The organism is Cryobacterium luteum (genome assembly GCF_900110125.1).
In the GTDB taxonomy this organism is placed as follows: Bacteria; Actinomycetota; Actinomycetes; order Actinomycetales; family Microbacteriaceae; genus Cryobacterium; species Cryobacterium luteum.
The window spans coordinates 1-9,332 of record NZ_FOCN01000042.1; the positions used below are offsets into that span (position 1 = coordinate 1).

A 9,332-nucleotide genomic window follows, 5' to 3' on the forward strand; every position below is an offset into this window, starting at 1 on the left:
ACAGGCTTGACCTCGCTCGACGGATTCTAGGCGTTCGACTCGCCAGCAGTAAGCCCGCTGATGCCGAACAAGTCGAGATCACCGTGATCTACGACCAGGTGGAGTCCGTGCGTCAGCTGTTGCAATTCGGAGCCCACCTCCGTGTCACGAGTCCGCCGGAGGCGCGGGCTGTTATGCGGGACGTTGCCACTGCCATGGCGGCCCTGTACTGAGGCTGACCCGGCAGCAGAGCCCAAAGCACCTCTCCACTGCGGCATCGTTTCTGGGTTTGCACCAAAAGGGAGTCCGAAACGTAGAGCCGTACGCGTCCCGCAAAGGGTTCCCCTTGTGGCCGGCCGGTGCTGCTGGGTGCGGACTCTGTGGAAAGCTGGAGGTGTGGAGTACGACAACGCAATCGACACGCTGACCGCCTGGGCGCAGATAAGCGAGAACGTGCGCGCGATGGTGATGACTGGATCCGCAGCCGCGCACGAGACGCACCCCCTGTCGGATCGCGATATCGAGATCTACGCCACGGACCCGGCACCGCTCCTTGCAGACGATTCCTGGTGGGATCAACTTGGGGAGGTGCTCGTTGTCGAACGCTTGGCAACCCCCGGTTGGCACCCGGCCCGCTTGGTTTACTATGTCGGGGGCAAGCTGGACTTGACTGTCATCAGGGCTGCCGTGCTGCCGATGATCCGCCATGAGCGGCCTTTCACCTTCCTCGTGGACAAAGACGGTCTTTCCGGCTCACTGCACGTGGCTGCGGTGAGGTCTTCATTGCCCGACGAGGCGGCATTTCAGGAGCGACTGAACTGGGGGTACGCGGCCGCGCTGATGTGCGCGAAGGCAATCGTCCGAGACGAGCTGTGGTCCTGCAAGATTCGAGACAGAGACCTGAAAGCGTCACTGCTGACCTTTATCGAGTGGGATCATTGCGTGCGCCACGGACTTGACTACGACGTGCGCTTCCTGGGGTCCCGCATGCGGCAATGGATGGACGCCGACGTGCAGCTAGCGCTTGAACAGTGCTGGGCACATTTCGACGTCGTGGACTCTGCCAAGGCCCTGCACGCTTCGATCGCCTTGTTCGCCAGGCTTGGCAGAAGTATCACGGATGGCCTTGGCTTCCGGTCCTTCAACCACGACCGCGTCCACCGCGAAGTCGAAGTCATCCTCGCCATGCAGCCGGATCCCCGCTAGAGGATCCACCGGAACGTTTTGCGCAAAGGGTTCCCCTTGCGGACGTCCCGTCTGTCCCGAACATTGCACTCCACTGCAGACCGGGGCGGCCGTGGGACAGAAATCGGGATGTCGATGCCCCGTGATCAGCGCAGTAGCCTGCTTTGGTAGGCGTGAGCGACGATTTGTGCCCGGGATGTGAATCCGAGTTTGGTGAGAATACTGCTGAGGTGAGTTTTGACCGTTGACTCGCCGATGTGAGCGCTGTGGGCGATGTCGCTGTTGCTCAGCCCTCGGGCAGCCAAAAGGAATATTTCCCGTTCGCGCGACGACAGGGCGGCGATTGAATCCCAACTAGCGGCATCTGGGTGCGGGCGATTGGGATCAGGGGCGTAGATCTCTGTGTCGGCCGCGGCCGCGCCCGTGGGAAGTTCGCTGGATGATTCTTGTTCGGGACGCATGGCTGGTACTCGAAGTCGCGATCCGATATGCCAGGCGCCCAGCGTCAGCAGAAGGCCCACCACCGACCAGGTGAGGAATCCTTGAACGACTTCGATGTTGGCCGCTTCCTTTCCGTTGATGGTTCCCCACACCCCGGACATTGACAGGAACGGAACGTTCAGTAATGCGCTCACGGCAACGCTGCAGACGATGGACAAGCCCAGCAGTACACGGCGCGTGTTGACCCGGCTAAAGGCGCTGATGCCAACAACAAGGAAAACAAGGGCAAGATAGGCAACCCAGCTGACCTGGCTGAAGCGCGCCGGCCAAAACAGGAGTTGCAAGACCAGCAGGCCCCCAGTCAATGACAGAGCGGTGCCGGGTCGAACCCGGCAGAGCGCGATGGCCAGTCCGAAGCCCGCCGCAATAAACACCGCGTACGGATTCGTCAGGAACGTGTCCGTTCGCGACGGGACGTAGTCGACAATGCGGTTTGACGACTGCACAAACCACGCAGTGAAGAACAACGCCCCGAGCGCTGGCTCACGGAAACGGACCAAGTGTGCACGAATCTTCGTCATGCTATGACAGTAGATGCCGCAGCAGCGCTTCGACGCACAGGGGCGAGGCTTTCCTCACTCTGGGAGATGCCTCTCCTCCTTCTGGGGGATCCCTCTCCGCCGAAGGAACGAGAGACCGAGGCCTTCCCGTCCCGCAGGGGGTCCCGATACGGATGTCCGTTCGGAGTCTGTCTTTCCTCGATCAAAACCAACGCCGTTCTGCCGTGTCAGCTGCCCTGCTCGGCCTAAGCTGCGACATGGTAGCCGTGTGAACCCTCACTGCCGCGCATGGAAAAAACCAAAGGAACTTAGCGTCCACAGCGGCCCAACGAGAGTGGCAATGACGATGGCCACCATAACGATCCGAAGAAATCTATTCCGGTGGCGTTCCCTCACGACGACACCGACCAGCAGCAGTGCCGTGAATAACCCGAAGAGAATGACGCTCATCACGAGGGTGAAGTTCATTCCTACCCCGTCTGTGCAGCCCTCCGGCGGGGGAAAGACCGCTGGACACTGGAGCGTCGCCGGCTGAAGTGCCGAGGTTATCCAGAGGGAAGCAGCGACGACTATTGCGGCCGGAACCGTCCAATGCCATAAGGGGCGCGCAATACCTGGTGCCTTCGGTGAACGCGTCATCCACTCAAGATAGCGGGCGACGATGGCTTTGGTCGCTGACTCCATTTTCGGCCGGAGTTAGCAATCGGTCCGTTCGCAGAACGACGATTGCTATGGATAGCGAGACGGCGACGCGCTATTTCGCGGATTCGTCGCGCGACCAATCTTTCTGCAGATGACGGGCGCGCAGACGCACTCCATAGAGGTCTACAAGATCGAGCGTCCCGTTAAGGGTTCCCGTTGCCGGACCAGCTGGTCCGGCAACGGGATCCAAATTAATGGTCCCTCAGCGGTTCGAATCGAATTGACGTTGGATAGTTCGGTAGACGGTCGACCGCGCGACGTTGAAAAGCTCCGCCAGTTCCGCGCTGGAATGAAGGCCGGCGTTGTGGACTTCGACCAAGTGCTTCTGCTGCGGCACCGACAGCTTGGGCTGCTTACCGCGAAGATGCCCCTTCGCTTTAGCCGCCTGCATTCCTTCCCGCGTTCTCGCGCGAATCAGATCCGATTCAAACTCGGCGACCATCGCCAGAATATTGAAGAGGAGACGCCCGACCGGGGCGTTCGGATCGTGTACCGCTCCGCCGATACTGAGCTTGACGTCTTTGGCCGTGAGCTCGTCGATGATGTCTTTCGCGTCCCGGAGCGACCGTGCGAGTCTGTCGAGTTTCGCCACGACCAGGGTGTCGCCAGCACGGCAGGCGGCCAGCGCTTCGCGAAGTCCCGGTCGGGCCCGGTTCGTTCCGGTCAGACCATGATCGGTGTAGATCAGTGATGATCTAACGCCCAGACGTTCCAGGGCATTGTGTGGGGCGGTGAGATCTTGTTCTTCGGTGGACACGCGTGCGTATCCAATCGGTAATCCATCCATGGCGAAACCATCCCGCTCGGCTCAAAGTGAGTCAACAATCGTCGCAGTCGGGATCCCCCCTTGCGGTCCTGTTCGGCCACCCAACAAAGCCAGTGGGATGGTTTTGTTGTTTCGTTTGAAGTCATTCTGAGACAGGAGAGAAACAACTGCATTGACACTTGCGTTGCCCTCGAGTGGTAGCGCTGACCCCGTTTCGCCGTGTGAGCTAATCTTTTACCCATGGATAGGGTGCCGGCTACTTCGCAACTTCGAACGGAGGTCAGCAGCGTCCTCTTTGAGCTCGTCGGAGCGACCGCCGCTATTTCACTCTTCGTTGCGACAAACGCGCCAGCCGAGAAGAGCACAGGTGCAGCGCTTGGCGCCTTGCGCGAATGGGGCACAGCTGGCGCGGCGGAGATGTCCCTAAGGGGCTCATCTTTTTCCTAGATTGCGGGTTGCGATCACCTCGAGGCATTCGCAGTGGTGTTGCGAAACCCTCGATCGCCAACAATGTCCCTGGCGACGCTGGCGCGGGGTGCCGTGGAGTCCTGGGCCCGGGCGTGGTGCTGCGTCCTGCCGTGAGCGTGATCGCTCGGGCGCCCAATAGGACAGCTCGCTGATCCAGCGGTGCACCTGGTCGCGGTCGATCTCAGCAAGGTCAGATGAGAACCGATAATTTGCATTCATCGTTCCATCTAATCGTGTTGATACAAGCCGTGCTGAGTTCGGTCAACTGGACCGACCGCCGAATCCATTTGCGCTTGGCGAGGATCAAGACGAACGAGCGCCCCGTAGGGGTTCGGCATTGGAACCGTCGTGTGGCCGATATGGTTGCGGAATGGACACTACTCAGCGGCTGCAATATCGCTGGGCGGCCGGGCTGCTCCTAGTTCAAGGCGTCCTTATGGAGGGGCTCGTCTTCATTGGCGTCCTTGTCCTCTTGGCTCTCAGAATTCCGCAAACGACCATCGTCGAAAATGCCGATGTTTTCGCCCTTCTCTATCTGCAAGAAAACCTCTATCTCATGATGGCTATGAGCGGGATTTTCGCGGCTCTGCGCGTGCTGGGCGCGGTCGGGCTTCTGAGGAACAGATTGTGGGGCCTTGCGCTTTCCTTGATCAATTGCGTTGTGACGCTGGCGCTGATGGTTTTCCTGCTTCCCGCTGGCCTGTTAGACGGGGTGTTGTCGGGCACAGCCTTGGTGCTCATACTCTTTGCTCGCTTCGGCCAGACGCCAGATGGACGACCGAAGCTGATTCTCTGAATGGCGGCCTACGCCGTCTAAGTGGAAGTCTGACGGACCGTCTCGCAAGACGTTCCCCGTACGGGCAACTCGCACAGCGAATCGACTTGAGGGATCACGCTTCAACGCGGCCGGTGGGCGTCCCCCTTTCGAGACGCGAAGTTGTATTCGCCGATTTCATGGGTGAGTGTCACACTTTGACCTCGGCCGGTCATGTCCTAGGTATAAGGCTGATGAGAGGACGAGGTTCATGGCAATCACCGAGAACGAACTTGACGGGCGACTGCGAAACGGTCGAATAGTAGTGCTACGGGACGAGATTCTTCCACCTGGAGTGGTATCTGCGCTCATTTCCGATACGCGTGCCACCGCTCGGAGTCGAGCACTTCGTACGCGGGTCACGGCAGTAACGGCAGCGGGTGCGATAGTGCTCAGCGGTTTTGTGGCTGGACCAGCCACCGCCGACATTGTGCAGAAGTTTCTAGCGCAAACCGTCTTGAATCCGGATCTCGATAGTGTCGCCAGTCCGAGCGAGAAAATGATCGATACCGGCGCATCCGATTTCCCCGAGTACGCGGCCTCGATCTATCCCCAGTGGCTGCCGCTCGCGCCCGGTCAGACACAGCAAGGGGTTATCGCCCAAGTCGTAGCGCAACAGGCGGCCAATCCTGCGCTGACCCCGGAGCTAAACGTGCAGCGCAGTTTTGAAACCATCGTATACACCACGTGGATGGGGGAATGGATCGCCGCCCACGACGCCGGCGATCAAACCAGGATGACTGCCGCCATTGCCGTATTGGAGGACACCCCAACCTGGCCGGCACTGGTGGCCACGGACGGCGGTGGTGTTACTAAGCTGATGGCCGGATTCGTAGCTGAAATGGCCGACGGCGACGCTGAGGTCGCGCAGGCCGCAGCTCAATATGACGGCAACCCGGCCTGGGACGGAATCGACCGTGATGCCCTCATTGTGGAGCTCTTCACCAAATACATCCCTGAGGCGCTGTGAGCACCGTTGAGGGAATCGATGGGCTCGTATTCGTAGACAAGGTCGTGCTGGTCGGGCCCCTTCAGGACGTAATGCGGGAACTGATACCGGACCTTCTCGGCTATTTCTTGAATCGGTTAGATGATCGTGAGGATGCCGCAGACGCGGTAGCAGACACGCTGCTTGTTCTGTGGCGGAAGGAGCGCGCGGTGCCCGCCGGCACCGAAGATGCACGACGATACGCGTTCGGCGTGGCACGCAAGATTCTCGTCACCGCGCGACGTGGTCGCCGGCGCCACACGGCTTTGGCCGACCGGCTACGTGTCCTAGTTCGCGAGGAGATTATCCCCGGTCCTGAAGTTGACATCGACCTTCGAACAGCGCTCGGCAGCCTGACCGATCGTGACCGCGAGCTGGTTTTGCTGGTCGCGTGGGAAGGTTTCTCGGTCGCCGACGCCAGCCAGATTCTTGGCATCCGACCGGATGCCGCGCGAGCACGCTACTCGCGGGCACGTGCCCAACTCCGTGAAACACTTGGCGCGACACCATGACGTCCCCGCGAGAGCAGCCTCGGCTGCCGAGCCGCACGACGTTTTCAAACCCGACTGGGGCAGCTGGGGACAGCCCAATTCGGCCGGATGACATCGACCTGCCAGCCGCCGTCTCCATTGTTATCGCGACATGGTGAGACGCCTCGTACGATTCGCCGGTCTGCCCAGACTAGGCACTCCGGAGTCAGACCGAACTCGGCCGCGTCCCGTAGCAGGTTCGGCTTGCGGGCACCGAGCGTCGGCGTTGAGCGGTGCTATCAGATCGCATCGCCGAAGGAAAAGAACTGTCTTGGAACCTGAGTTTCTCAAAACCCGTGGGACACTCTGGAAGATCCGCAGGCACGTCCAATCGGCCGGCGTACCATTGTCCCCGCTTTGCGGATGCAATTGGGCTTGCGGTTGTGCGCGCCCATGAGCCCAGGGGTGCAGCACCTCCAAGGGGCAGTATCGAGTTCATCGATGCTTGGACGAGCCCGCGGGAGAACGCCTCCGCGCGTGGACGCTCGCGCGCAGCAAGATTGGTGTGAACCCAATCGATTGAATCGAGCAATACGAATATGAGCCCTGATAACGACGTAATAGAGCGGTCGGCGCGTGAGCCGGCCGTGTTCGCGACGTTGTACGACCGTCACGCGTCATCAGTTTTCCGGTATGCCGCACAGCGGCTGGGCGACCACGCTGCGGACGATGTGATGTCGGAGACGTTCCTGGTGGCATTCGAACGGAGGTCGGCCTACGACTTGACGGTGGTCGATGCGCGCCCGTGGTTGCTGGGTATTGCCACGCGACTGATGCGGAAGCATGTCCGCTTGGAGGCGACGGCGTGGAAAGGGATGATAGCGGACCTCACGGCGCAGATCGTCCCCGACCTCATCGACCTGGCCGGCGCACGTATTGACGCTCACCGCCTCACCCAGCGGTTGGCGAAGGCGCTGCGGCGACTGCCGGAGATCGATCGCGACACCCTGCTGCTATACGCCTGGGGCAACCTCGACTACGCCTCGATCGCCACAGCGATGGAAGTACCGGTCGGAACAGTGCGCTCACGACTGAATCGGGCACGGCGCCAACTGCGCCGTGCCGCAGGCATCGAAACCCTCGAACAGGAGACGGACTATGGACGAACTGACACTGCTCCGCAACATGCGTGACGACTCGCGCGAACCGAGCCCGACGGCGTTGGCTGCGGGGCGGGCAGCGCTTCTCGGCCGCATCGCGGACGACGCGACTTACGCGACGGCGCAGCATCGAAAGCAGCGGCGCTGGATGCCGCGGCTGACCTGGGCTGCTGCCGGAGTGGCCGCCGCGATGACGGGCGTCCTTGTGGTGGGCAACGTCACCTTGAGCGCGCAGTCGGCCTACGCGAGTGACGTGCTGCGTACCGCGGCCACCCAGACCATCCAATATGCAGATCTTGTGGCTGGCTCCGATCAGTACCTTCGTTCGCACACGCACGCTCGCTGGGGGGTCTGCGATGCGACCGGATGCGAGCCGAACGATCAGATCATGGACGTCTACATGCCCGCCGATCCCGAGGCGGAATGGACGCTCTACCGCGATTGGGGCAACATGCCTGGCGTGCTCACCGGCGAGTCGATCGAGACAACCCGAGCGGTCGACGGCCGATTCTATGACCCAGGGCATTCGTGGGTGAACGTCGACTATGCGGACATTCCCCTCGACGGCGCAGCAGCGTATGAGTGGATCGACGCTCAGTACAACGGTGGGTCGGCCTCCCGGGACGAGGACAACTTCGTGCGCATCACAGACATCCTCCGGTCCGGCCTAGTTCCGGCGCCACAACGCGCAGCTCTCCTCGACGCGCTATCTCGTATTTCCGGAGTTACGGCCACCGACAACGTCGCGAATCTCGACGGCGTGACAGGAATCGCGATCGGCCGGAACGAGATGCTCAGAGCCGGGGAACGCCAAGAAATCATCATCGATCCCGACACCGGACTCGTCATTGGTGAACGGGCCATGAGCGGCACAACTCTCTTCGGATGGGGAGTCAACGAAGAGATGTCGCTGACCGCGATCGAGACGACCGTTGTGGACACGGCGCCATGAACACTCCGAGCCACGAGGTAAACCCGGCCGCAGTTGATCTTCCGCCGACGTACTCTATCTTGGTCCCTCTTCCGTCGGCTCCGGTGACGACAACTACCCGGCGGCGTTGACCGCCGACGTGGCCTAGCATTTGGAATGGCTTTAACTCGCACAGCTTCCGCTCTGCGGGTTACCCAGGTTCTTGTCAACGGGCAGGAAGAGGTCCTACTCGCCATTTTTGCAGACGCTGCAAGCAGGCGGCTCTCAGCTTCGCTCCTTTACTCAGCGATGGGCGCATGCGCAGACAGCCGCCTGACTCACCTAAAGTCCACGACTGCAGTCACCGTCCCGCAGAGGGTTTCCCTTGCGGGAGCTTCTCAGGATCGGCGCGCCGCTAGATAATGGCCAATTCGAACTGCCGATTCACCGTCCGATTCGGCGTCCCCTTGCAAGTACCTCGCTTGGCCGACGTCCGGCCCGGGGACCAGGCGTTTGGCGCCCGCAGGGCGTCCAGGTGGGGAGACGCCTGCACCGCCCGATCGGATGCTAATTGCGGTCCCCGCTCTGTAGGAAGCGACACTCACCTATCCTCGCCCAATTTCTTGTGGCGAAATGAAATTCCTTCGCTCGCGAAGAACATGACGAGCGCGATGACGGTTCCCATCCCTATAAGCGCCCACCCAGGGACACACGACGGATCTCTGAGTACGCAGTCGGCTCCGATCAAGGCGGCAACAACTCCGAATGCGCATCCAACCACCACAGCAACACGGTGCTCGCCAGTCGCCCTCTTTTCATTGGGTCGAACGTTAGGCGGTGGAAAAACGAGAAAGCCCAGACACGACGCCAAGCCGCCGACTACCCACAT

11 protein-coding genes are annotated in these 9,332 nt (G+C 60.9%); 7 read left to right on the top strand and 4 right to left on the bottom strand.

Translation table 11 applies throughout. The annotated features are described in order from the left end of the window. Window positions 1-212: WCX domain-containing protein (locus BMW72_RS19075; RefSeq protein ID WP_244151253.1), on the top strand; the 212-nt coding region annotated here is incomplete at its 5' end. A 163-nt stretch (window positions 213-375) separates the two neighbouring features. After that, complete coding sequence (locus BMW72_RS17730) at window positions 376-1,185, top strand: aminoglycoside 6-adenylyltransferase (RefSeq protein WP_092112951.1); 810 nt, start codon at window positions 376-378, stop codon at window positions 1,183-1,185. A 125-nt stretch (window positions 1,186-1,310) separates the two neighbouring features. On the opposite strand, the gene BMW72_RS19420 is transcribed toward BMW72_RS17730, so the two are convergent. The 3 genes from BMW72_RS19420 to BMW72_RS17745 all read right to left on the bottom strand — a co-directional run bounded on the left by BMW72_RS19420 (window position 1,311) and on the right by BMW72_RS17745 (window position 3,654). After that, window positions 1,311-2,186, bottom strand: coding sequence for a helix-turn-helix transcriptional regulator (locus BMW72_RS19420; RefSeq protein ID WP_241984093.1), 876 nt, complete (start codon window positions 2,184-2,186; stop codon window positions 1,311-1,313). Between the two features lie 255 nt (window positions 2,187-2,441). Further along, window positions 2,442-2,633, bottom strand: coding sequence for a hypothetical protein (locus BMW72_RS17740; protein WP_092112954.1), 192 nt, complete (start codon window positions 2,631-2,633; stop codon window positions 2,442-2,444). 436 nt (window positions 2,634-3,069) lie between these two features. Then, window positions 3,070-3,654 carry a recombinase family protein gene (locus BMW72_RS17745; RefSeq protein WP_092112956.1) on the bottom strand — a complete coding sequence of 195 codons (585 nt, stop codon included), beginning with the start codon at window positions 3,652-3,654 and terminating at the stop codon, window positions 3,070-3,072. Between the two features lie 817 nt (window positions 3,655-4,471). Between BMW72_RS17745 and BMW72_RS17750 the strand changes: the two genes are divergently transcribed. From BMW72_RS17750 to BMW72_RS17770, 5 genes are all read left to right on the top strand, one after another. Then, window positions 4,472-4,897 (top strand): hypothetical protein, encoded by a 426-nt coding sequence (locus BMW72_RS17750; protein WP_241984094.1) that lies wholly within the window; start codon window positions 4,472-4,474, stop codon window positions 4,895-4,897. A gap of 229 nt (window positions 4,898-5,126) precedes the next feature. Then, the gene (locus BMW72_RS17755) at window positions 5,127-5,885 is read left to right on the top strand and encodes a hypothetical protein (RefSeq protein ID WP_134361287.1); all 759 of its coding nucleotides are present in this window, start codon (window positions 5,127-5,129) and stop codon (window positions 5,883-5,885) included. Next, window positions 5,882-6,415 carry an RNA polymerase sigma factor gene (locus BMW72_RS17760; protein WP_092112962.1) on the top strand — a complete coding sequence of 178 codons (534 nt, stop codon included), beginning with the start codon at window positions 5,882-5,884 and terminating at the stop codon, window positions 6,413-6,415. The genes BMW72_RS17755 and BMW72_RS17760 overlap by 4 nt, the downstream gene beginning before the upstream one ends. 557 nt (window positions 6,416-6,972) lie before the next feature. After that, complete coding sequence (locus BMW72_RS17765; protein ID WP_092112965.1) at window positions 6,973-7,566, top strand: RNA polymerase sigma factor; 594 nt, start codon at window positions 6,973-6,975, stop codon at window positions 7,564-7,566. Then, window positions 7,532-8,485 carry a hypothetical protein gene (locus BMW72_RS17770; protein WP_092112966.1) on the top strand — a complete coding sequence of 318 codons (954 nt, stop codon included), beginning with the start codon at window positions 7,532-7,534 and terminating at the stop codon, window positions 8,483-8,485. The genes BMW72_RS17765 and BMW72_RS17770 overlap by 35 nt, the downstream gene beginning before the upstream one ends. A 559-nt stretch (window positions 8,486-9,044) precedes the next feature. On the opposite strand, the gene BMW72_RS19080 is transcribed toward BMW72_RS17770, so the two are convergent. Continuing rightward, on the bottom strand, window positions 9,045-9,332 hold a 288-nt coding region (locus BMW72_RS19080; protein ID WP_208598226.1), incomplete at its 5' end, for a hypothetical protein.

Excerpts from the sequence above, each read along its gene's own strand:
- BMW72_RS17755 (WP_134361287.1), top strand. The coding sequence starts at position 5,127 with ATGGCAATCACCGAGAACGAACTTGACGGGCGACTGCGAAACGGTCGA.
- BMW72_RS17745 (WP_092112956.1), bottom strand. The coding sequence starts at position 3,654 with ATGGATGGATTACCGATTGGATACGCACGCGTGTCCACCGAAGAACAA.
- BMW72_RS17750 (WP_241984094.1), top strand. The coding sequence starts at position 4,472 with ATGGACACTACTCAGCGGCTGCAATATCGCTGGGCGGCCGGGCTGCTC.
- BMW72_RS17765 (WP_092112965.1), top strand. The coding sequence starts at position 6,973 with ATGAGCCCTGATAACGACGTAATAGAGCGGTCGGCGCGTGAGCCGGCC.
- BMW72_RS19420 (WP_241984093.1), bottom strand. The coding sequence starts at position 2,186 with ATGACGAAGATTCGTGCACACTTGGTCCGTTTCCGTGAGCCAGCGCTC.
- BMW72_RS17770 (WP_092112966.1), top strand. The coding sequence starts at position 7,532 with ATGGACGAACTGACACTGCTCCGCAACATGCGTGACGACTCGCGCGAA.
- BMW72_RS17740 (WP_092112954.1), bottom strand. The coding sequence starts at position 2,633 with ATGAACTTCACCCTCGTGATGAGCGTCATTCTCTTCGGGTTATTCACG.